The organism is Mycobacterium sp., from assembly GCF_049281135.1.
Classification (GTDB): Bacteria; Actinomycetota; Actinomycetes; order Mycobacteriales; family Mycobacteriaceae; genus Mycobacterium.
Window position 1 is genome coordinate 1 of the sequence record NZ_JBAPRN010000650.1, and the last position, 21,191, is coordinate 21,191.

General features: G+C 63.1%; 23 protein-coding genes and 1 pseudogene. 12 read left to right on the plus strand and 12 right to left on the minus strand.

Annotation, left to right across the window (positions count from 1 at the left end):
- The first annotated feature begins 12 nt into the window (after positions 1-12).
- Complete coding sequence (locus WAN02_RS25720) at positions 13-135, plus strand: hypothetical protein (RefSeq protein WP_422267763.1); 123 nt, start codon at positions 13-15, stop codon at positions 133-135.
- Positions 136-154: 19 nt separating this feature from the next.
- Here WAN02_RS25720 and WAN02_RS25725 read toward each other — a convergent pair whose 3' ends face one another.
- Genes WAN02_RS25725 through WAN02_RS25735 form a run of 3 tightly spaced genes read right to left on the minus strand, consistent with a single transcriptional unit; the run spans position 155 to position 2,843 of the window.
- Complete coding sequence (locus WAN02_RS25725) at positions 155-1,105, minus strand: SDR family NAD(P)-dependent oxidoreductase (RefSeq protein ID WP_422267711.1); 951 nt, start codon at positions 1,103-1,105, stop codon at positions 155-157.
- Positions 1,102-2,289, minus strand: a complete 1,188-nt coding sequence (locus WAN02_RS25730) for a cytochrome P450 (protein WP_422267713.1) — start codon at positions 2,287-2,289, stop codon at positions 1,102-1,104. Before WAN02_RS25730 ends, WAN02_RS25725 begins: the two co-directional genes overlap by 4 nt.
- A 47-nt stretch (positions 2,290-2,336) precedes the next feature.
- On the minus strand, positions 2,337-2,843 hold the full coding sequence (locus WAN02_RS25735) for a carboxymuconolactone decarboxylase family protein (RefSeq protein ID WP_422267715.1): 507 nt from the start codon (positions 2,841-2,843) through the stop codon (positions 2,337-2,339).
- Positions 2,844-3,047: 204 nt separating this feature from the next.
- Between WAN02_RS25735 and WAN02_RS25740 the strand changes: the two genes are divergently transcribed.
- Positions 3,048-3,260, plus strand: a complete 213-nt coding sequence (locus WAN02_RS25740; RefSeq protein ID WP_422267717.1) for a hypothetical protein — start codon at positions 3,048-3,050, stop codon at positions 3,258-3,260.
- 65 nt (positions 3,261-3,325) lie between these two features.
- Here WAN02_RS25740 and WAN02_RS25745 read toward each other — a convergent pair whose 3' ends face one another.
- Positions 3,326-4,081, minus strand: a complete 756-nt coding sequence (locus WAN02_RS25745) for a hypothetical protein (protein ID WP_422267719.1) — start codon at positions 4,079-4,081, stop codon at positions 3,326-3,328.
- Positions 4,082-4,417: 336 nt separating this feature from the next.
- Between WAN02_RS25745 and WAN02_RS25750 the strand changes: the two genes are divergently transcribed.
- The 4 genes from WAN02_RS25750 to WAN02_RS25765 all read left to right on the plus strand — a co-directional run bounded on the left by WAN02_RS25750 (position 4,418) and on the right by WAN02_RS25765 (position 7,235).
- The gene (locus WAN02_RS25750; RefSeq protein ID WP_422267721.1) at positions 4,418-5,155 is read left to right on the plus strand and encodes a hypothetical protein; all 738 of its coding nucleotides are present in this window, start codon (positions 4,418-4,420) and stop codon (positions 5,153-5,155) included.
- 82 nt (positions 5,156-5,237) lie between these two features.
- Positions 5,238-5,420, plus strand: a complete 183-nt coding sequence (locus tag WAN02_RS25755; protein WP_422267723.1) for a hypothetical protein — start codon at positions 5,238-5,240, stop codon at positions 5,418-5,420.
- Positions 5,417-6,028, plus strand: coding sequence for a TetR/AcrR family transcriptional regulator (locus WAN02_RS25760; RefSeq protein ID WP_422267725.1), 612 nt, complete (start codon positions 5,417-5,419; stop codon positions 6,026-6,028). The genes WAN02_RS25755 and WAN02_RS25760 overlap by 4 nt, the downstream gene beginning before the upstream one ends.
- A gap of 481 nt (positions 6,029-6,509) precedes the next feature.
- On the plus strand, positions 6,510-7,235 hold the full coding sequence (locus tag WAN02_RS25765; RefSeq protein ID WP_422267726.1) for a hypothetical protein: 726 nt from the start codon (positions 6,510-6,512) through the stop codon (positions 7,233-7,235).
- A gap of 17 nt (positions 7,236-7,252) precedes the next feature.
- Here the strand turns inward: WAN02_RS25765 and WAN02_RS25770 are convergent, their stop codons facing one another.
- A complete protein-coding gene (locus WAN02_RS25770; RefSeq protein WP_422267728.1) occupies positions 7,253-8,140 on the minus strand; it encodes an alpha/beta fold hydrolase in 888 nt (295 codons plus the stop codon).
- Positions 8,141-8,466: 326 nt separating this feature from the next.
- On the opposite strand from WAN02_RS25770, the gene WAN02_RS25775 reads away from it, so the two are divergent.
- Positions 8,467-9,180 (plus strand): hypothetical protein, encoded by a 714-nt coding sequence (locus tag WAN02_RS25775; protein ID WP_422267730.1) that lies wholly within the window; start codon positions 8,467-8,469, stop codon positions 9,178-9,180.
- A gap of 148 nt (positions 9,181-9,328) precedes the next feature.
- Here WAN02_RS25775 and WAN02_RS25780 read toward each other — a convergent pair whose 3' ends face one another.
- The 6 genes and pseudogenes from WAN02_RS25780 to WAN02_RS25805 all read right to left on the minus strand — a co-directional run bounded on the left by WAN02_RS25780 (position 9,329) and on the right by WAN02_RS25805 (position 13,530).
- Complete coding sequence (locus tag WAN02_RS25780) at positions 9,329-9,601, minus strand: hypothetical protein (protein WP_422267731.1); 273 nt, start codon at positions 9,599-9,601, stop codon at positions 9,329-9,331.
- Positions 9,583-9,729: an SDR family NAD(P)-dependent oxidoreductase gene (locus tag WAN02_RS25785; protein WP_422267733.1), complete on the minus strand. Its 147-nt coding sequence runs from the start codon at positions 9,727-9,729 to the stop codon at positions 9,583-9,585. Before WAN02_RS25785 ends, WAN02_RS25780 begins: the two co-directional genes overlap by 19 nt.
- A gap of 101 nt (positions 9,730-9,830) precedes the next feature.
- A pseudogene (locus WAN02_RS25790) lies at positions 9,831-10,094 on the minus strand (hypothetical protein); the annotation flags it as partial.
- 81 nt (positions 10,095-10,175) lie between these two features.
- Positions 10,176-11,411, minus strand: a complete 1,236-nt coding sequence (locus tag WAN02_RS25795; RefSeq protein ID WP_422267735.1) for a cytochrome P450 — start codon at positions 11,409-11,411, stop codon at positions 10,176-10,178.
- Positions 11,408-12,295, minus strand: a complete 888-nt coding sequence (locus WAN02_RS25800; RefSeq protein ID WP_422267737.1) for an NAD(P)-dependent oxidoreductase — start codon at positions 12,293-12,295, stop codon at positions 11,408-11,410. Before WAN02_RS25800 ends, WAN02_RS25795 begins: the two co-directional genes overlap by 4 nt.
- Positions 12,296-12,636: 341 nt before the next feature.
- A complete protein-coding gene (locus WAN02_RS25805; protein ID WP_422267739.1) occupies positions 12,637-13,530 on the minus strand; it encodes an alpha/beta fold hydrolase in 894 nt (297 codons plus the stop codon).
- 87 nt (positions 13,531-13,617) lie between these two features.
- Here WAN02_RS25805 and WAN02_RS25810 point away from each other — a divergent pair, with 87 nt between their 5' ends.
- The 5 genes from WAN02_RS25810 (at position 13,618) to WAN02_RS25830 (ending at position 20,288) form a co-directional block, all read left to right on the plus strand.
- Positions 13,618-14,562, plus strand: a complete 945-nt coding sequence (locus WAN02_RS25810) for an SDR family NAD(P)-dependent oxidoreductase (RefSeq protein ID WP_422267741.1) — start codon at positions 13,618-13,620, stop codon at positions 14,560-14,562.
- 149 nt (positions 14,563-14,711) lie between these two features.
- Positions 14,712-16,001 (plus strand): amidohydrolase family protein, encoded by a 1,290-nt coding sequence (locus WAN02_RS25815; protein WP_422267743.1) that lies wholly within the window; start codon positions 14,712-14,714, stop codon positions 15,999-16,001.
- A gap of 16 nt (positions 16,002-16,017) precedes the next feature.
- The gene (locus tag WAN02_RS25820; RefSeq protein ID WP_422267745.1) at positions 16,018-17,457 is read left to right on the plus strand and encodes an aldehyde dehydrogenase; all 1,440 of its coding nucleotides are present in this window, start codon (positions 16,018-16,020) and stop codon (positions 17,455-17,457) included.
- Positions 17,458-17,490: 33 nt separating this feature from the next.
- Entirely contained in the window at positions 17,491-18,579 is a 1,089-nt protein-coding gene (locus WAN02_RS25825; protein WP_422267747.1) for a zinc-binding dehydrogenase, read from the plus strand.
- A 128-nt stretch (positions 18,580-18,707) separates the two neighbouring features.
- Entirely contained in the window at positions 18,708-20,288 is a 1,581-nt protein-coding gene (locus WAN02_RS25830) for an AMP-binding protein (protein ID WP_422267749.1), read from the plus strand.
- Positions 20,289-20,290: 2 nt separating this feature from the next.
- On the opposite strand, the gene WAN02_RS25835 is transcribed toward WAN02_RS25830, so the two are convergent.
- Positions 20,291-20,941: a GntR family transcriptional regulator gene (locus WAN02_RS25835; protein WP_422267751.1), complete on the minus strand. Its 651-nt coding sequence runs from the start codon at positions 20,939-20,941 to the stop codon at positions 20,291-20,293.
- Between the last annotated feature and the right edge of the window lie 250 nt (positions 20,942-21,191).

Sequence of the window (21,191 nt, forward strand, 5' to 3'; positions counted from 1 at the left end):
GTCAATGGCGGCTTGATCGTCGCCGGACCCTATGCCAGCTTCGGCGGCTTCGATCGCAGCGGGTTCGGCAAGGAAGGCGGGCTGGCTGGGCTGATGGAGTACGTCCGAACCAAGAACGTCAACATCGCCTACTGACGCGAGGATCCGGGCCCGCTCAGCTGTCAACCGTGAGCCCAACAACCCTCTGAAACACTCGCGTGCGCCAGCCGTTGAAGTCGCGCACGCCGTCAGGCACCAAAAACGGTGAACGCTGCTGGATTGCGTCCCAATGTTCACGCACGAATTCCGGTGAGAACTCGTCAGGAATTGCCTGAACACCCTCGGCCGCGGCGGTGAAGACCTCGCCCATCCGCGCTGCACTTGAGGCGAAGAAGCGACCGTTCACCACGCATTCTTCGTGCACGAGCCATGCAGCCGCCGGCGCCACCAGTGCGGGACTCATGTCGATCGGCAGTGGCCCATAGGCGTGGCTGACGGACTGGTTGCCTCGAGTCATGGCGCCCGGCAGCAAACCGTTGACGAGAATTCCCAATGGTGCGCCGTCGGCCGACATGCCCCGGGTGAGTCCGGCCAAACCGCCTTTCGCCGCGTCGTATGCCGCGTGTAACGGATTGCCGAACAACATCCCGTCGACCGAACAGACGTTGAGGATGCGCCCGTAACCGACCGCCGCCATATGCGGCCACACCGCCTTGGCGACCTGAAACGATCCCCGTACGTGCACTCGATAGCAGGCATCGAGCGTCTCGACAGAGAGATCGGCGAACGTGTCGACCAGCACGATGCCGGCATTGTTTATCAGGATGTCCACCCGACCGAACGCTTCTAGCGCCAGCGCGGCCAACGACGCGGCTCCCTGCGCGTCGGCGATGTCGGCAGTGTTCGAAACCGCGCGCCCCCCGCGCTCGGTAATCAAATCGACCACCTCGCTCGCGACTCCAGCGGTCGGATCGCTGGCGTAGCGTTGTGCATCGGCTGCCGAGCCGATGTCGTTGACGACCACCGCGGCGCCCCGCTCGGCGAGAAGCAGTGCGAACTCGCGCCCGATTCCCCGGCCCGCGCCGGTGACGATCGCGACCCGCCTGTCGAATCGCACGTCGCTCATCGCGAATCCCACCGGATTGGCAACGACGAGCATCCTCGCCACCGGTCGAATCCGCCTTGCTCCAGTGGCCGGGCCAGCCCCAGTCGGGGCAGTTTGCCGATCAGCTGACGCGCCGCCTCGATCAATTGGGTTCGTGCCAATTCCGCACCCAGACAGTGATGTACGCCGAAACCGAACGTCAAGTGCTTCCGCGCGTTCGGACGACGAATGTCGAATGTGTCGGGGTCCTCAAATACCGACGGATCATGATTGGCGGCGCCATTGACGATGATGATGTGGTCGTTGGGTTCCAGGATGACGCCGTGGACCTCGACGACCTCCCTGGCAACCCGGTACTCGGCCTGCAGAGAACCATCGAATCGCAGCGATTCCTCGACGGCGTTGCCGGTCAGATCGGGGTCGGCACGCACCGCCTCGTAGGCGTCCGGATTCGTCAACAACGCGCGAAAGAAGTTGCCCAGTTGGCTTGCCGTGGTGTGTAACCCCGCACCGAGCAGAAGGACAAGCGTGTAGAGGACCTCCTTCTCGCTCAGGGTTTCATCCTCCTCACGGGCCTCTAGCAGGCGTTTGACGATCCCGCCCTCAGCGATGTGGCGATGGGTACCGACGAGCTCGCGCATATACGCCGCAGCATGGCCCGACGCCGCTTCCGCGGCGGCGACGGCACCCGGGTCGGTCTGTGCGATCGAGAAGTAGCTGGTCACTCCGCGATAGCGTCCGATGTCCCAGAGCCACTTGTTCCACATCTGCGCATCCGAGACCGGTACGCGCAATAGCTCGGCGGTCACGGTGGCGGACAATTTGAGGGAGAAGTCGCTGATGAGGTCGGCCTCTCCGCGCGCCTGCATGTCATCGACGAGACCGGCAACGATCTCGGCGATGCGATCTCGCAGCAGGTTCACCGATTGGACGGTGAATGCCTTGGCCACCAACCGACGAAGGCGGGTGTGCTCCGGCGGGTCGACGGTGTGGAAGTTGGGGTAGGGAACGCGTTCCTGGCCGAAGACGGCGGGCTGGCGCAGTATCTGCAGGACATCGTCGTAGGTCGAGAAAACCCGGTATCCCGATGGGGCCGTCCAGCCCGGGTGTTCACGCAGCTGCGCGTATACGTCGTAGGGGTACTCGCGGTAGGCCTGTCCCGCCAGGGCGTCGGCCAGCTTGACCGATGAGGGAGACGTCGACATTTCAGAGCCCTGCCTTCGGTTTGGATCCGGGTGATTCAACAACGGTTTTAAAATTCCGAGTCATATCCGAGGTCCTGATCAACCTGCAACGCAACCTGGATGCGACTGTAAAAGCCATACAGCGCGCTCAGAGTCGTCAGCTGAACCTGTTGTGGCACTGTCAGTTCGGCTGAGATTCTTCGCCACAGATCGTCGCTGACGTCCTGACGCTCGACAGCGGCCGCGTAGTCGACGATCAACTGGTCGCTGTCGTCGAGCACACCGCGTTCACCGTTACGGATGGCATCAACGCACTTCTTCGAGATGCCCACCCCCGCAGCGGTGGGTGCATGATGGCCCCACTCGTAGCCATTGCGTAGGACGGCTGCCACGCTCAAGGTCGCGAGTTTTCGAAACCTCGCCGAGACGTCACCGCGCGCTAGGCAGCCAAACAGCGCCAGGTTCGCATCTGCTAGCGCCGTCGGATGGCCTATCGACAGCGCAAGATTCGGCGGAGTCGGATTATCGCCGTGGCGGGTGTATTCGGAGATCGTCCCCAGAGGCGTGCGAGCCATTCCGATATTATATCAGAATATATCCTTCACGCTGGGCGGCATCTGCACTACGATCTGCGCGCCGACCAATCGCCATGGAGGGCCAGCAACCAGGCCGGGTGCCCGGCGCTGAGATCAACGCCGCCGCTTACTGATTGCGGGCTCTCCCAACACTCACGTGACCGCGGCGAGCCACACGGCGATCCCGTCTCAGAGCTTTGCCCGGTGGCTGGCGTCGAAGGTCAGCGCAGCGGGCACATCGACGACTTCTTCGCGGCTCTGGAAGCCACCATCGCCTGGCAGATCGTCACCTCAACACCTCCGGCTCGGCGCCGACGAGGGCCGGAATCACGGCATTCGCCAGATGCGATTGCGCCAAGCACCACGCCGCCCACAGACAGCTGGTGGTCTGGCTCGCGATCGACATTGGCGCCGTGACACTCACGACAAATCCTCTCGTCCATCGGATTTCGTTGTGGCTCCGATGTTCTCGCTGCCAGTCGCTAGGTTGCCGCGCCGGTGGGGACGACTGTCTTCTCGGCACCGCCGAGCCGGGGCTCGTACTTGGGGTACTTGCTCATCACCCACAGGTTGAAACCTGCCCACCCTATCGTCGCCGCACCCATCAGAATGAACGGCGGTGTCCGGAAGTAGGGGTCCAAGAACGCCCAGGCGCCGAACATCCCGATCGGGTTCAACAGCAGGCACCAGTTCATCAGCATCGTCTGGCCCCGCATCGAACCCCGCCCGCACAGGAGAACGGTCGAAAACACCGGTGGCATCCAGGCGGTCACAGCGAACGCGATCAGGAACAGCGGGTCGTCGACGATGCCCTTGACGGTCAGCCACATCGCGGTAATACCGAGCAGCGCCCCGACGATAGCGGCACCGAATTGACGTTGGGTGAGCTTGGGCATCAGCTCCTGACGCCCGTAGCGGTACACCTGGAAACAGAGTGCGAACTCGATCGCCGAGGTGAAGATGAGCGCCACCGCCCAGCATTCCAACCACCAGTGGTGGTAGGTGCCGAACCAGGTGTTCCAATAGGCCACGAAGGTCGCGTCATGGATGGCAAAGAAGCCGACGGCGGCCAGCGGTGCCGGATAAGCGCTGTGCGCCTTCGCGGTCCGGAACGCCGAAATCAGGTACACGAACGTGGCGCCAAGGCACAGGGACATCAACGCCATCACCGGAACGGTGCGGGTGTCTACTGAGTAGAGCACGGTCTGCGGGTCGTAGCTGGCGAGGAAGACGATCACGAGGTAGCTCCTTCTTGCAAGACTGATCCCGTTTGCGCCGGGCGGGCCTTAGGGTCGCGGCGGTGCCACCGGCCGCTCATTGATGGCGTCGCCCATCTACATTGATCGTAATTACTATCAATGTAGATGGGCGTGGGCGTCCTATGCAAGGGCGTGTTCGGACCACCCGCCCTCTCGCACCTGGGCGACATCTTGATCGCTACCGCTTCTGCGGTTACATTGATAGCGTTTACTACCAATGGGTGATGTTGAGCGCTTCGCTGCCGCGGAGCTTGTCGGCGCACAATCCCGAGGCGGTCCAGTCGCTACCGGGCCACTCTGGGCTAGGAGGAAACGATGATCCCGCGAATTAACAGGGTCGGGGCATGGTGCGGCCTGGCCTTCCTCGTGATGTATCTGCTTGGCCTGTGGGTGTTCTCGGGATTTGTGCCGGCGCATGACCCCGCGGCGAGCGCCGAGCAGATTGCAGCGATTTATCGTCGTAACACCACCGGAATCAAACTCGGAATGGTGTTCGTTATGTTCGCGGCGGCGTTCTACCTGCCATGGGTGGTCACCTGGTCGGCGATGATCCGCGACATGGAGGGCGAATCGCGCTTTCTGAGCACTTGTCAACTCATCGGCGGCCTGGCCAGCAGTATGTTCTTCGTTCTGCCGGCCCTGTTCTGGCAAGTGGCTGCCTACCGAGCCGACCGTGGAACCGCAGATGTCCTGATGCTCAACGACATCGGCTGGATACTCACGGTAACCCCGGTGCCGCCGTTCCTCGTTCAGTTCCTGCCGTTCGCGGCAGCAATCTTGATGGACAGACGCAGAGCGGTGCTGCTGCCTCGATGGTTGGGCTACATGAGCTTGTGGGCATGCTTGCTGTTCAGCCCCGCGGTCGCGGCCTACTTCTTCAAGTCCGGTCCCCTTGCGTGGAATGGACTCTTCTCGTTCTGGATTCCGTTGAGCACGTTCGTCGTCTGGGAGCTGGTCATCATCTGGCAGGCCTTCCGCGTCACGAAGGTTCCGCCGTCAATTAGTAACTCCAATGACATTCTGGTGGACTCCGCTGCACACAGATCGACTTAGCGCGACGGCGCCGACGGGTGCATCTCGATGGAGTACGCGAGACACCGGCCGGAGACCGGTCGAGGCAGTCCGTGGTTGGCGAATGGCGATTCGAGCCGCAATGAGCGGGCCGAGGACAGCGAGCACGTTCGAGGCCACGGCGGCAAGGTTCGTCACCGTGTTGCTGCGGGAGGTGTTCAAGGTGCCGCAGATCGGCGCCGACATGGGACCGATCAAGTGTCTGCTGCACCGCGTCCGGTCCACGTGCGGTGTACTGGCATCGTGACAGCCGAGGCCGGTTCGACTCGCGCAAAACGTCCGAAACGTTCGACGGCGGAGCTTCGCCGCCGCATTCTGGACGCGGCCGAAGAGCTCTTCGCCGCCAAGGGCTATGGCGGAGCGACGACCCGCGAGATCGCGTTAAAAGCCGAAACCACCGAGGCGGCGATCTTTCGCGCCTTCACCTCGAAGGAGGAGCTGTTCAACGCCGCAGTCCTGACGCCCTTCGAAAATTTCATGGCCCACTACTCCGGCGAGTGGCTGCCAGATCCGGCCCGTGGCACCCCGCAGGAGGCGCTGCGCGAGTTCGCTGAAGACCTGTACACCTTGGTTTCTGAGCACCGTCACATCTTCACTGCCGTGGTCACCAACAGTCTCGTCGGTCCGGCCGCCCAGCCGGTCTTCGACCGCCTCGAACAGGTCAGCGACGCCATCAAGGACGAGTACGGCCTGCAGTGGGACACCCCTATTGCCGCTCGCGCCATGGTCGCGATGGTCTCGACGATGGCGGTGTTCGAGGACGCGATCTATCCGCCGGATAAGCGGCCCGATCGCGCGCGGATCATCAACGAGCTCACCCGGATTTTGAGCGGCGCCGCCGGCCTACTCGACTGACATCTGACTCGCCTCTACAAGCCGCTTAATTCACACTCGGAATGTTCCTGGCGGTGTGTGAAGGCGAGTTGGCTGTCGCCCCTGGACCGGTCACACTGACGAGCGTGATCGGACACTCACCGTCACACACTCCTCGGTCACCGAGTCAATAGGGCCGCAGATTTCAGCGGCCGCCTTGGCAAGGGCTGCACGGGATTTGCCCGTGCCAGCAAAATGCTCGGGGTGAAGCACCCACGATCATCGCGACCGGACCGTACGGAACTCTGCAGACAGGTCGAGCAGCTACATCGGCGCAAGGGTGAAACATAACACGAGCCCGGAACCGCGATGAGAACAACATCATTCGCGCGCAAAGCGGGAATCATCGCACCACGATCGGCGGCGTCCCAGATGGTTCATCGATGAAAACCGCGAGGTTTCGGTATCGTCAGATATGATATCGACCATATGCGGATTGTCGGCGCGAGCATAGGGAGCCAGGTTGTCTACGCGTAGCCAGATCGTCCTCGTGTGGTGGGCTCTGGCCTTCCAGCTGATGTTCGGCCTTGCGGCCGTCTTTCTGGTGCATGTGGTTCCGCCGCCGCCACCGACAAATAGCGACAGTCAGATCGCCGGCTTCTTCGCCTTCCACAGCACATCCATCCTGATCGGCGCTGTGCTTGCCGTGACGGCCACCGGATTCAGCATTCCGCTGGCCGCGGTCGTCAGCGAACAGATCGCACGACTGGGACCGGGTATGCGGGTGTGGGCCATCGTGCAGGGCATGGGTGGGGCGTTGGTCAGCGTTTACCTGGTCTTCCCGGCGCTGATCTGGGGTGTGGCGGCGTTCACGCCGGAGCGGGCGCCGGGCGGGACCCGCATGTTCAGCGACCTAGCTTTTCTTGCCCTTGTCACCACGACGCCCTACTACATCTTCCAAGTCATCCCGATCGCTTACGTGTGCTTGAGCACCAAATCCGACTCGCCGTTCTTCCCACGATGGTTCGGATACTTCAGCATTTGGTCGTTCATGATCACCGAAGTCGGACCCCTGGGGTTCCTGACGAAATCCGGACCGTTCGCGTGGAATGGCCTGATCGTGTTCTGGCTCCCGGTGATCATATTCACCAGTTGGTTCTTCGCCCTGTGCTACGTATTCCTCATCGCTCTCGCCCGCGAGTCATCCGAGACGAAACTCAAGCAGTCGTTATCCGATAAGGCTGAATAATGTCGCACCGGGCAGCGCTAGTCCTGGAATGACGCCACGACCTGCACGAGCGCGTCCGGCGCCTCCCAGCCGAGAATGTGGCCTGCACCTGGGACGGTTACCAGTCGCGCACCGGGGATCCCTGCGGCGAGGCGTCTGGAGTGGCTCGACGGCGTGGCGCGATCCGCAGACCCCACCATGACCACGGTCGGTACCGTGATCTCGCCCAGGCGCGGGTAGCGGTCCTCGCTCTCGAGCGCCCGCAGGATCGGCAGCAGCGCCTGGTGGTCCTGCCGGACGAAATCCTGCAGGAACACCGAAATCATCGCCGGCGAAGGGCATTTGCCGAACTGGGCGGCACCGAAAAGAATCCCACCGATCCTGGTGCGTATCAGCCGTTGCAAAATGCCGCTTTCCAGTAGTGGAACTTGCAGCCGATTTTGCGGCGCTCCGTCGAGAATCCGACCAGCCAGGGTTGCCAAGAGCACCAGACCTCGCAGCCGCCCCTTCAGGCCGGGATGGTCGAGGACGGCGCGGATCGCGACGAACCCGCCCATGGAATGACCGACTAGCACGCCGTCACACACATCGAAGTGATCCAGCACAGCAACATAGTCCGCTGCCATCGCCTCCGAACCGGAGCCAGCGGAACCGAGCGTTGAGCGCCCATGGCCCCGCTGATCGAAGGAGATGACTCGGTGACCGCGCGCCATCAGCGAGTCCCACACAATGTTCCATGCTGCGACGGAGCCGCCATAGCCGTGGGCCAGCACCGCAGTCGGGCCCTCCCCCGCGACCAGTGCGCGCAGAATCGTCCCGTCCGGACGGGCGATGCAGACTTCCACGCCGTCAGGCTCACGGGCGAGCCGTTCCCGCGGGAAGGGGTCTGGATTACGTGCGATCTTCGCGGCCAAAGTTCGCGCCACTAATAGAGCAACACCAACGATCGCACTGACAACCACACACCCGGCGGGTCCGGCTCTCATCGCAGGTGCCCTCCCACTGGGTCGCCCGAGCCGCTACGCGTCGACAGTGCCGCGACGCCGCCAGATCGAACTCGGCAGGCCCGGCCTGCTCGCCTTATCGACGCGATGCTTTCCAAACGCAGCGGCGCATCCGGCCCCAATACGACATCATATATTATGATATAATATCGGCAATGCGGGCTGTCGCGCCCAGCATGCCCGAGGGTCAGCCGTCCCGGTCGTGCTCGCGTCCGTCGTGAACCGAAAAGTGACCTGAGGAGTTCGACATGTCGCCGCGCAGCCAGTTGGTACTCATCTATTGGTCACTCGCCTTCTTGGCGATCTTCGGATTTGCGTTCTACTGCTTGCTTCATGTGGTTCCGCCGCCGCCGCCCAGCAACAACGACGACCAGATCGCCGGCTTCTTCGCCTACCACAGCACGTCTATCCGCATCGGCGCGGCGCTCGCCATGACCGTGTGCGGTTTCAGTCTTCCCTTCGCCGCGGTGATCAGCGTCCAGATGGCCCGACTAGGACGCGAGATGTGGGTGTGGGCGGTCCTACAGGCCATGGGTGGCGCCCTGGTGAGCATCTGGATCGTCTTCCCGGCCCTCGTTCAGGGAACCGCATCGTTCACGCCGGATCGCGCGCACGGAGTGACCCGGGCGTTGAGTGACCTGTCATTCCTCGCCCAGGTCACGACCACGCCCTACTACATCTTCCAGGTCATCCCAATCGCCTACGTCTGCTTGAGCACCAAACACGACTCCCCGTATTTCCCGCGGTGGTTCGGATATCTGAGCATTTGGTCGTTCCTGATTACCGAAGTAGGACCCCTGGGGTTCCTGACGAAACTCGGACCGTTCGCGTGGAACGGTCTGATCGTGTTCTGGCTCCCCGTGTTCATCTTCTTCGCCTGGGTCATCGCGCTGGCTTTCATATTCATCACGAATCTCTCTCGCGAGTCGAAGGATTCAGAACTTGTCGAGGCATCCGGCTGACGGGTCGAGAACGGCGTTGCCACAGCCTGTTCCAGCGCGGCCACCGCGACGGCCCGCATCGGAGGCCGCGCGCTCCCCGCTGCCCTACTGGTGACGGAGCATCCCAACGTAACCTATTGGCCGCCGATCCAATTGGACCAGCCATCCGTCAGTCAATGGGTTGAGGGTTGAGATCTTCCTCGAACCACTTGCCCACCCGCGCGAGGGTGCCTCCGCCGGTGGATCCAATTGTGGCACCGGACATGTACGCCGAGTCGTCGGACACCAAAAACAACGCTACCTTGGCGTTGTCGCACAGCGACGGGGATCGGGGCAGCTTGAGCGGGATTGACGACGCGGCCGGGTTCCACAGGCCCGCGACCTCCTCGTAGCACCGGCCGACCACCGGAGCCCCTGGCGCCATCAGGAAGTTGGGCGGCATGCGTGCGCGGGAGCGATTGCGTTCATCCGGATGCCGAAGCACCCGAGGTCCAAGGCCAGCCCGCGGACAAGGCCGTTGACGCCGGTCTTCGTGGCGCTGTAAAGCGCAATGCTGTGGTAGGCAACCAATGACGCCGCCGAGGACGTCGCCAGGATCGTGCCGCCGTCGTTGGCCTGAGCGCAGGGACCGCGGCCTGCGCGGTACGGACGCCACTGAGATTGACGCCCAATACGTGTTGCCAGTCGGCTTCGGTGAGGTCCTCGAACGCGACGACTTCGGCGCCGGCGCCGGTGGGAACACCACCGCGCGAGATGATCCCGGCGTCGGCCCAGGCGACGTCGAGCTTGCCGAAGTGGTCCACGGCCTGTTGAACGGCCTGCGTGATCTGGTCTTTGTCCGCGGCTCGGCGGTGATCGCGATGACGTCGCCACCTTGCTGCTCGACCAACTTCAGAGTCTGCTGCGCGCGCCCGGAATCGATGTCGACGATACAAACATTGGCGCCTTCCGTGGCGAACAGTGCCGCCCCAGACCCAAGCCGGCGCCGGTGATCAGAACAACCTTGTCCTTCAGTTTCATGCTGCCACCACCGGAACTGCGGTAGGCCCGGGTAGCAGAAAGTTGTGGTTCCACGGCAATTCGGTCACCGGCATGGCCAGCTCGATCTTTGGCAGCCGGTCGGACAGGATCTGCAGTGCAGTGCCCAGTTCCAGTTTGGCCAGATGGCTGCCGAGGCAGAAGTGGGTGCCGATGCCGAACGTCAGATGTTTCTTGCGTGGTCGGTCGAAATCGATGATATCGGGCTCCTCGAAGACCCCGGGATCTCGGTTGGCGGCGCCCAGGAGGGACACCACCGACTCACCACGTTTGATCGGGCGGCCGGCCAGTTCGGTGTCCTTGGCCGCCCACCGCCAACGCTGCCGCTGCACCGGCGTGGTGAAGCGCAGCAGCTCTTCGAGTACGGGATCGGCGTTGAGCCGCAGGGCTTCCTGTGCTCGAGCCCAGCCACCGTCCTGGGTAAGCAAGCCCACCATCGCCAGCGAAATACTATTGGTGGTTGTCTCGTGTCCGGCGACGCCCAACTCCGTTGCGATGGCGATCGCGTCGAATTGGGTCATCGGATTGCCGTCGTCATCGGCCGCGGTGATCATGGCGGTGAGCAGATCGTCGCCCGGTTGCTTGCGGTGCCGCTCGATTAACTCCTCGAAGTAGGCGTACATCCCGAGGATCGCCTGTGCGCCGCGCTTCCCCGCTTCGGCGTCCCCTGCCCGATCGACACCGTCGGAGATGTCCTGTGCCCATTTCTGGAACACGGTCCAATCCTCGGGAAGCACGCCCAGCGCATCACCGATGACGTTCATCGGCATCGGGAACGCCACCTGACGCCACAGGTCGATGGTGTCGCTGCCGTCTGCCAACGCGTCGTCAACCAGGGTCGAGGTGATGTCCCAGATCCGCTGGCCCAGCTCTTGGATCCGCCGCGGGGTGAACGACTTGGCCATGATCGCGCGCAGGCGCCGGTGATCGGGCGGATCGATGCCGCCTAGCCAGCGCTGATGTATGTGCCGGATCGGTGCAAAGGCTTCGGGGAGTTCGATCTCCATTCCGACCGTGGCCGCGTCGCTGACGAAGGTTTCGGCGTCCCCGAGCATTGCGGCGTTCTCGGCGTACCGGAATAGGTACCACGAGCCGGGCAGCGTCGCCATCGAGGCGTTGCCCCAGTGCACCGGGTCTTCGTCGCGATACCGTGAGTAGGTGGGATAAGGGTCGCGGAGCAGCTGCGGCTGTGATGGCGTGAATCGCTCGGTCATACGGGCTCCCTTGACGGTTGGCCTGATGTGTTGTTCGCCGCCGTCCGCTGATAGGCCGCGGCGAGGCTGCGAAGAGACATCTGGGTGGTCGGCAGTTCGATACCGTGCTCGTCTGCCACGGCGAGTGCGGCCTTGACGTCTTTACGGGTGAGGTTCGCCAGGCCGACCGCGCCCTCAGGATAGGAATGCGCCATCGACGTGATGGCATCCCAATTGCGAACGACCCAGTTGTCGGCAGCGCCGGCCGTCAGCAGTCCCAGCATGGTCGTCTCGTCGATGCCCTCGGCTTCAGCAAGGCTCAACGACTCGTGTACCGCGGTCATCGTGATCGCGATGACGAGGTTGTTGGCCAGCTTGGCGGCCTGACCGCTGCCGACTGGGCCCACATGATGGATGGTGCCCAGCCGGGACAAGGCGGGTTCGCACCGCGCGACGTCGCTCGGCTCGCCGCCTACCAGCAGGGCCAGGGTCCCGCGTGCGGCCGCGGCTGCCCCACCGGTGAACGGGGCGTCCACCAACGCCACCCCACGGGCCGCGGCCGATACCGCCAACCTGCGGCATGTTGCGGGATGGACGGTGCTCTGAATGACGATGACCGACCCGCGGCACAACGGGCCGAGCAGGCCGGGAGCCGAGTGTGAGCCCTCGACGACGTCGACAACCTGCCCATCGTCGACGACGTTGACGAACACGACCTCGGCTGCACTTCCGACGGCGGCCACACTCTGCCCGCCGAGGGCTCCGGCCTGTACGAGTCGGTCCACCGCGGCTGGTCGCAGATCGAAGACGGTGAGGATGTTGGTGGGGACCACCAGGCGCTCGGCCATTGCCGCACCCATGGTGCCGAGCCCGACGTAGCCCACCCGCAGAGCATCTGGGCTCATCGCAGCCCGCCGTTTACCTCAGCGGTCAAGGTGCCGACCATGAAGGTGATTCCGCCGGTCAACGTGTCGTTGCAGGCGTCGGTGGGTATCTCGGCGAAGCACGCGTTGAACATATTCGATATTATATCGCGGGATTGGGTATTTGGTCCAGCCGGGTGGACGTCGGGGGTCAGGGCGGCGCGGGCTGCTGTGTGCGATTCGTGCCCGCGGTCATGACCGCGATCGTCGCAGGATCGCGCTGGCTCGGTCCGGACATCGAACACGACGAGTTCGATACAGCCGTCGAGCAATCGGTCCGCCGTCGGCGCCCATATCGCCCAGACCGATGGATCCGGTCGTCATCATCGAGCCGACGCGAGGAACTTTCGCAGATAACCGTTGACCACCTCGGGTTGTTCGAACTGCGGCCAGTGCGCGGCGTTCTGAACCAGATGAAACTCAACGTCGGGAATGAGGTCGATGGCGGGTTTGATCACCGATAGCGGCTTGCCCGGGTTGTGGTCTGTCCACAGCACCTGGGTCGGCACCGAGAGGTCAGCAAGCAGCCGTCGGTCGAGGTAGTCGACGCCGTTGTAGGGCCCTCGATTCATCGCAAGTACCGCACCCATGATCCGGATGACGCTGTCGATCATGCCTTGCTGAGAGTAGATGCGATGGCGAAGATGGACCATCTCCTCGGTCATCGACGCCGGGTCGAGCACCAGCCATTCCAACCGGCGCCGGACAGCCCGCAGACTGAGCTCGGATCGAAGCAGCTCCGTTCGCTTTTCCAGGTCGGCGAGCTGAGCCAGGCCTTTCTCATCGGGCCGGTCCAGGATCCCGGTGTTGAGCATCAACCGCTCCACCCGCGACGGGCTACGCAAGGACATCCAGGCCGCCACGCAGCCGCCGAGGGATTCTCCTGAGAGGTTGACCGAGGCGATATCGAGGGTGTCGAGGAGGCCGAAGAGGTGATCGGCGAAGTCGTCCAGCGAGTAGTCGACATCAGGGCGGTCGGTGAAACCGTGGCCAAGCATGTCGGGGACCAGCACGCGGTAGTCCTGCGCCAGATCGGCGATGTTGCGCTGGTAGGTCTCGGCATGACCACCGGTCCCGTGCAGCAGCAGCACTACGGGTCCCTCGCCCGCTTCCAGTACCCGGGTGCGTACCCCGTTGACGGCGTAGAAGTTCTCCTTCAGGCCGGTGCCCATCCAGTCGATCCAAGCACTTCTGGCGGTCGAGACGTCAGAACTCATTGGGTGCTCCTGCTTTGCGGGTCGTGCCGGATAGAGCGGTCAACATTGCACGATATTGTATTTGATATCGAATGATATAATCATAGGATGTCGCGACTTGGTTTTGAAGGTCGAGTGGCAGTGGTGACGGGCGCGGGTCGCGGCATAGGTCGGTCCCATGCCCTGCTGCTTGCCGCACGGGGAGCCACCGTGGTTGTCAACGACATCGGCGTCGATGTCCGCGGCGAGGACGCCTCGGAGGGTCCCGCTCGCGAAGTGGTCGGGGAGATCACCCGTGCGGGTGGGCGCGCCATCATCAGTACCGACTCGGTAGCGACACAGGACGGGTGTCGCGACCTCATCGGCATGACACTCGAAAAGTGCGGCCGCCTGGACGTGCTCGTGCACAACGCAGGCCGCAATCTCGGCGCCTTTGACGACATCATGAAGGTCCATGTTGGTGCCGCGCAGTGGCTGACCGACGGCGCCTGGGCCAGCATGGTCGATCAGGGCACGGGCCGAATCGTGCTCACGACCTCGGCCGCCGGACTCTACGGTGACGGCAGCGGACCCGGCCCCAATCCCAAGCAGCCTTACGCGACGGCCAAAGCAGCCGTGATCGGACTGACGAAAGCGTTGGCTGTGCGAGGCGCACCGGCGAATATCAAGGTCAACGCGATATCGCCGACCGCAAGCACACGACTAGTGCCGTTGAACCGCTCGATTGCCAACAGCCGCCCGGGCGCACCGCCTGCCTCTGCCACTGTCGACTGGGTCGCAGCGAATGCGCCGGCCCGGCTGGTTGCCGCGGGCGCGCTCTGGCTGATGCACGAATCGTGTCCGGTGTCGGGAAGGTTGTTCGCCGTGGGCGCCGGTCGGGTCGGTGAGATTTTCATCGGGGTTACCCGAGGCTACGTCGCCGGCGGTGAGCTCGACCCCGATGCGGTGCCGGCCCACCTTGACGATATCTGCGATCTTGCCGACTACCACGTCCCGGTCGACATGGGTGACTATGCGAAATGGATACGCTCGATCATCCCTGAGACAAGCTAGCTCTCCGCCTCGGGCAGCGCTTGGCGGTGGACTGGTGCGATATTATATTAACCGATATAATATCGAATGATCCGCCTCGAGACCACGAGCATGACTACGCCGGTTGGCCGCCTCGGCGGCCCGGAACACAAGGATGGATGGACAGCGTTATGACTGCGAGCTACGAGGATGCCGATGGCCAGTACCGCCTGGACTGGATGATCTCGGTCGATGATCACGTCTTGGAGCCGCCCCACGTCTGGCATGACCGGCTACCGGCGAAGTATCGGGACGCGGGACCCAGGGTCATGTATGAGAACGGCGACGAATTCTGGCAGTACGAAGGTAAGAAGTTTCCGATGTCGGGCCTGTCAGCGGTCGCCGGGAAGAAATCTGATGAGATCTCGCCGCACGCACTGTCTTTCGCGGATATGCGCCCCGGCTGCTACGAGCCGAAGGCCCGCCTTGCGGACATGGACGAGGCCGGGGTGATCGCCTCGCTCAACTTCCCGAGCTTCCCTCGCTTCGCAGGACAGACGTTCATGGAGGGCAACGACATCGATTTGGGGCTGCTCTGCCTGAAGGCCTGGAACGACTGGATGCTCGACGAGTGGTGCGGCACCGCCCCGGGGAGGTTCATTCCGGGCACGTTGGTCCCGTTTTGGGATGTCGAGGAGTCGGTCAAAGAAGTTGTGCGCTGCGCCGACAAGGGCGCCAAGGGAATCATTTTCACTGAGAACCCGGCGAAGTTGAAATACAAAGGCAACCACTTGCCCTCGATACATGCCCTAGATGGTCATTGGGACCCCCTCTGGTCCGTGCTGCAAGAAACCGGATTGCCGCTGTGTATGCACTACGGGTCTTCCTCGACCATGGCCCAGACCGCCGCTGATGCACCGTATTTGGTCTCCCTGGCAGCCAACAGCTTCATTCTGCCGATCTCGACCACCCTGGATTGGATTTTCAGCGGCAACCTCGGCCGGTTCCCCGGTCTGAAGATCTGCATGTCGGAATCACAGATCGGCTGGGTCGCTCCGACCCTTGAGCGTGCGGAGTACGTGCTGCGGGTCCAGGGTGACTGGAACCGCCGACTGACGTACTCGGGCAGCATGAGCGACGCGACCGCGTCGCGGGAGCTCAAAGAGCGTGAGGTTGAGCTGTTCATGGATCAGCGCTCACCGACTGAGATCTTCAAGGACCAGATCTTCGCCTGTTTCTTCAGCGACTACGTGGGCATGAAGGCTATCCAGGACATCGATGCCATTGACAACGTGATGATCGAGATGGATTACCCGCATACCGATTCGACCTGGCCGAACTCGTTATCGTCTGCGCTCGAGCAGGTGGCCGGACTGACCAACGAAGAGCAGTGGAAAGTCCTGTGTGGCAACGCGATGCACGTTCACCACTTCGAGCCGGCATTTCCCGTCCCCGCAATGGCACCATCAGTTGGGGCATGACGCCGAGGTCTGACACATGATCGAGTGGGACAAGTTTTACATCGGCGGTGAATGGGTCGACCCGGTCAGCGACAACGTCATCGAAGTGATCTCGCCGCATTCGGAGAAGGTCGTTGGGGTCGTACCTGATGCCGGCACGGCCGACGTGGACGGCGCCATCGCCGCCGCGCGCATCGCGATGGCCGGTGACTGGGGGCACAGTACCCCGCACGAACGGGCAGCCGTGCTTGCCCACCTGGCCACGGAGTACGCCAAGCGCGCCGAAGACATCGCGACCGCACAGGTGCTCGAGATGGGCTGTCCCATCTCGCAGGTGCGTGAGGTCATGGTGGATCCCTCGATCGCTGCTTTGGAGTACTACTCAGAGATCGCCTCCACCTACGAGCAGGAAGAACGACGCGAGAGCCGCCGCGGGATTGTCAGCGTCGTGCGGCGAAAGCCCGTCGGTGTGGTCGGTGCCATCGTCCCCTGGAACGGGCCCAACTATCTGAGCATGTTGAAGATCGGCCCGGCGATGGTGGCGGGCTGTGCCACGGTTCTCAAGCCCGCACCTGAGGCCCCACTCGATCTCTACGTCCTCGCCGAGGCTGCGATTGTGGCCGGCGTCCCGCCGGGCGTGCTCAACATCGTCGCCGGTGGCCGCGAAACCGGTGAATACCTCGTCTTGCACGACGATGTCGACAAGGTGGCGTTCACCGGCTCCGGGGCGGCCGGTCGGCGGGTGGCGGAACTATCCGGTGGCCGGCTTCGGCCGGTGACCCTGGAGCTCGGGGGAAAGTCGGCCGCCATCGTGCTGGAGGACGCCGATCTTGACAAGACTCTGCAAGGACTGGCGGTGAACTGCTTCATCAACAGCGGTCAGGTCTGCTCGCTGGATTCACGAGTACTCGTTCATCGCAGCAGGGTTGTCGAGTTCACCGAGGCCTTCGTCGCGATGGCAAGCAGCTTGAAGATCGGCGATCCGTTCGATCCAGAGACGCAGATCGGGCCGCTGGTCGCCGAACGGCAGCGCGATCGGGTCGAGGGCTACATTCAGGCCGGCCTCGATGCCGGAGCCCGGTTGCTCACTGGTGGTGGCCGGCCGCCGGACCAGCCGACCGGGTGGTATATCCAGCCGACGGTGTTCGACCAGGTTCATCCCGACATGAAGATCGTGCGGGAGGAAATCTTCGGGCCGGTTATCTCGATCCTCGCCTACGACACCATCGACGAGGCCATTGCTCTCAGCAATGACAGCGATTACGGGCTCGCCGGCTCCATCTGGACAGATGACGTCGAGAAGGCGTTGCGGATCTCGGCTCGCGTCAATACCGGAACGATGGCGATCAATGGATTCGGCTGTCAGATCTGTGCACCGTTCGGCGGCGTCAAATCCAGCGGACTCGGGCGCGAAATGGGCCCGGAGAGCGTGCAGGCCTACGTCGAACTCCAATCCGTATTGTTGCCGCACGCCTAGCGGTCGGTCGCAACTGTGAGAAAGGGCTCCCACATGCGTGCTGCGGTGCTGCGTGAAGTTGGTGCGATTAGCCTCGAGGATCTCGATCTGCCGCAACCCGGGCCGGGTGAAGTCAGGGTCAAGGTGCGCGCGGTCGGGGTATGTCGCTCGGATCTGTCGGTCTATCGCGGCATGGTGTCCGCGCCGTTGCCCATCGTATTGGGACACGAAGGTGCCGGTGTCATCGACGCCGTCGGCGACGGCGTGCTCGACCTGGCACGCGGCGATCACGTCGTGATGACGATCACACCGGGATGCGGCACCTGTCCGCAGTGTCAGCTCGGCGCCTTCGCGCTGTGCGAAGGTGGCTCACCACACATGCTTGACGGCAAGCTGGCGCGTGGGCAGCAGCGCCTGCACAAGGGTTCGGAAGTCATCAACCACTTCATCCTGCAGTCATCGTTCGCCGAGTACGCGGTCATCGATCGATGGGCCGCCGTCAAAATCCCTGACGACGTTCCCTTCGATATCGCATGTCTGACAGCGTGCGGGGTGACCACCGGCTTTGGCGCCGTGGTCAACCGGGCCGCCGCCGCCGTCGGCGAGTGCGTGCTCGTCATCGGCGCGGGCGGGGTGGGACTTGCTGCCGTGCTGGGTGCTGTGACGTGCGGTGCTGGCCGGATCATCGTCGCGGACAAGAGCGGCGCGGCACTCGAGCTGGCGCGGGACCTGGGCGCCACCGACGTGGTGGTGGTCGACGACACCACCGACTTGGCGGCACAGATCCAAGCCCGGACCGGCCGGGGGGCCGACGTCGCGATCGACGCTGTCGGTACGCCCGGCACCGTGGCGGATGCGTTCAATTCGCTGCGCAAAGGGGGCCGTGCGGTCATCATCGGCGTGGCCGACGCGTCGGCGATGGTGTCGATTCCGCTCTACAGTCTGATCGACGAGCGGGTGCTCACCGGCAGCACCAATGGCAGCATCCGTCCGCACGTCGACATTCCGCGCATTCTCGACTTGTACCGCTCGGGCCGACTGGCCCTCGACAAGCTGGTCACCCGGCGCTACCGTCTCGATGACCTTGAGCGCGCCTTCGCTGAGCTGGGTGTCCAGCCGGGCCGCGCCGTGATCACGTTCTGACGCGACAAACAACTCCTCGGACAGCCAGTTGACTTTCGACAATTCGCGGTGGAACGTGTCGATTTGTGGTTCCTCGCCTAGCCACCCATGAGGCGCCTTAGACCTCGCACCGACCCGAAGGTGGGCAGTTGCTAAGTAACGCAATCGATCTGAACCTCACCTCGAACATCATCGCGCACCGCGCCGAGCACAGCCCCGATCGCATCCTGGTACAGCACGTGGGCCACGGATCGATGACGTACGGCGAGTTCAACGACGCCGTCCTACGGTGGGCTACCCTCTTCGAGTCACTTGGCCTCCGCCGAGGCGACACGGTGGCCTCGATGGCCAAGGCGCCCAACGCTTTTGCGGCATGGCTAGGTGCAGGCTGGTTGCGCGCAATCCACGTCCCGCTCGATCCCGAACTCAGGGGCGAACTCCTCGTCGCAGCAATGCAGTTGATCCGGGCCAAGGTCATCGTCATGGAAGCCGATAACGTCGATCACCTGGCGCGCGTCGCGGGACGTCTGACCGACCTCGTCCACGTCGTGATATTGCCCGGAGCCGAGCAGAGCAGCGAACTTCCGTTCAACGTGCACCCGTCCACCGAACTCCTGGCCGCTGCGGCGCCGAGACCATGGGCGCCAGTGACCGGTGACGATATCGAGTGCGGCATCTTCACGTCGGGGACGAGCGGGGCGTCGAAATGCGTGGTGCGCAACTGGGCCATCGATGAACGATCAGGTAAGTGGCTCTTTCCGAGCGACATCGGACATTGCACTCCTACGGGGGCCTACTACAGTCCGTGGCCACCATTTCACGGTTTGGGTTTGACCGCGATGGCGGTCAGTGTCCAACGCGACATGCGCCTTGTTGTCCGGCAGAAGTTCAGCGTCGAGCGCTTCTGGAGCGATATCCGCGACTACGGCTGCACGCATTCGCTGCTGCTGGTGGTTGCTCCGCTCATCGCCCAGCGGACACCGATGCCGGAGGACAGCGACAACCCACTTCAGTATCTGACCATCGTGCCGTTGGTCCGCGAGTACCGGGAGCTCGAACGACGCTTCGGCGTCCGCATCAACACCATGTACGGCCAGTCCGAAACCGGGCCCGTACTGTCGACCGACGACCCTGTCGACTACACGACTGCGGGCACGCCGATACCCGACCTCGAGGTCATGCTGGTGGACTCGGACGGTACGCCCAGCCCGGTGGGCGCCACCGGTGAGCTGATCGTCAAACCGGACCGGCCGCAGTTGATGTCCGATGTCTACCTCGGCATGCCGGAGGCCATGAACGAGAAATGGCGCAGCGGCTGGTTTCATACCGGTGATGTGTTCCGGGCCGATGCGGCGGGCAACTACTCCTTCGTCGATCGCCTCAAGGACTCCATTCGTCACCGCGGCCACAACCTGTCGTCCATCGAATTGGAACGCGAAATCCTGGCCCACCCCGCGGTCGCTGAGTGCGCATGCGTCGGGGTGCCGTCGGATCTGGCCGAACACGAAATATTCGGCGATGAGGACATCAAAGCCGTCGTGGTGCGTCGGTCGCAGATGTCACTGTCGGGCGAGGAGCTAACCGCATTCCTCGCCGATCGGGTGCAGCCCTACATGCTTCCGCGCTACATCCAATTTGCCTCCGCGCTGCCCAAGACGGCGACCAACAAAGTTCGCAAGGACCAATTGCGGGCACTGACCCGCAGCGGCTCGGTGTGGCGCCGATCGTGAGCTCAAGCGAACGGCTCGCGCAACGCAGACAGCGCACGCTTCGGATTCGTTTCGCGGTCAACGACGAACAACTCGCCTGATTTGCGCGCATAGGTGTGTGAGATCGTTCGGGCTTTTTCGGCGTCGCCCGTTTTGAATGCTCTGATGAGAGCGCGCTGCCAGCTCTCCGCCAACTCGACTGAACCCGGCAGTGCGAGCAGATCAGGGAAGAACCGCATCGTGGAGCGGACCAGCTGAAGCAGCCGAGGCGAACCGGCCGAGAGGTTGATGGTCCGATGGAACTGCCAATTTGCCCGGAATCGTGCGTCGGCGTCGTCGACACTGGCCTTGTGGGCCGCGTGCAGCTCGGACAACGGTTTGACGAGGTCCGCACCGTGCGCGAGGCAAGCCCGGTAGGCAAGTTCGCCGGCGATTTGACCGAAAGCCCAGTACGTGTCGCGGATGTCGTCACTGCGGTTACTCGCGACGACGAATGACCGGTTCGCCGTAGTGACGACCAATCCCTCTGCGGTCAAGCGCAGCAATGCCTCTCGGACCGGCATTGTGCTGACTCCGAGCATCTTGGCCAGCTTGTCTTGGGTCAAGCGCTCGTTCTCGTCAAAAGCCCCGCTGAGAACCATCCGTCGAAGTTCAGCCGCGACCTGATCCGCCATCGAACGATGCCGTACGCGCCGCGGATATACATGGGTCATACTCGCCTACGATATCCGATCCGATGCGTCGTTTGGGGCTGCTGATTGATGAGGTGAACCCGGGTGTCGCACGATGGCGAGGTTTGGGTCTGCCACACAGTTCTTCGCGCAGACAATGTACGATACGATATCATATCGAATAATCGTATGGCGCGCTGATGTGATGGGTCTCCTTGACCTTCGGGTTTCGCACCACACAGCCAACGCGATT

Excerpts from the sequence above, each read along its gene's own strand:
- WAN02_RS25725 (WP_422267711.1), bottom strand. The coding sequence starts at position 1,105 with ATGAGCGACGTGCGATTCGACAGGCGGGTCGCGATCGTCACCGGCGCG.
- WAN02_RS25730 (WP_422267713.1), bottom strand. The coding sequence starts at position 2,289 with ATGTCGACGTCTCCCTCATCGGTCAAGCTGGCCGACGCCCTGGCGGGA.
- WAN02_RS25735 (WP_422267715.1), bottom strand. The coding sequence starts at position 2,843 with ATGGCTCGCACGCCTCTGGGGACGATCTCCGAATACACCCGCCACGGC.
- WAN02_RS25750 (WP_422267721.1), top strand. The coding sequence starts at position 4,418 with ATGATCCCGCGAATTAACAGGGTCGGGGCATGGTGCGGCCTGGCCTTC.
- WAN02_RS25755 (WP_422267723.1), top strand. The coding sequence starts at position 5,238 with ATGGCGATTCGAGCCGCAATGAGCGGGCCGAGGACAGCGAGCACGTTC.
- WAN02_RS25775 (WP_422267730.1), top strand. The coding sequence starts at position 8,467 with ATGTCGCCGCGCAGCCAGTTGGTACTCATCTATTGGTCACTCGCCTTC.
- WAN02_RS25780 (WP_422267731.1), bottom strand. The coding sequence starts at position 9,601 with ATGCCGCCCAACTTCCTGATGGCGCCAGGGGCTCCGGTGGTCGGCCGG.
- WAN02_RS25795 (WP_422267735.1), bottom strand. The coding sequence starts at position 11,411 with ATGACCGAGCGATTCACGCCATCACAGCCGCAGCTGCTCCGCGACCCT.
- WAN02_RS25800 (WP_422267737.1), bottom strand. The coding sequence starts at position 12,295 with ATGAGCCCAGATGCTCTGCGGGTGGGCTACGTCGGGCTCGGCACCATG.
- WAN02_RS25805 (WP_422267739.1), bottom strand. The coding sequence starts at position 13,530 with ATGAGTTCTGACGTCTCGACCGCCAGAAGTGCTTGGATCGACTGGATG.
- WAN02_RS25810 (WP_422267741.1), top strand. The coding sequence starts at position 13,618 with ATGTCGCGACTTGGTTTTGAAGGTCGAGTGGCAGTGGTGACGGGCGCG.
- WAN02_RS25815 (WP_422267743.1), top strand. The coding sequence starts at position 14,712 with ATGACTGCGAGCTACGAGGATGCCGATGGCCAGTACCGCCTGGACTGG.
- WAN02_RS25820 (WP_422267745.1), top strand. The coding sequence starts at position 16,018 with ATGATCGAGTGGGACAAGTTTTACATCGGCGGTGAATGGGTCGACCCG.
- WAN02_RS25825 (WP_422267747.1), top strand. The coding sequence starts at position 17,491 with ATGCGTGCTGCGGTGCTGCGTGAAGTTGGTGCGATTAGCCTCGAGGAT.
- WAN02_RS25835 (WP_422267751.1), bottom strand. The coding sequence starts at position 20,941 with ATGGCGGATCAGGTCGCGGCTGAACTTCGACGGATGGTTCTCAGCGGG.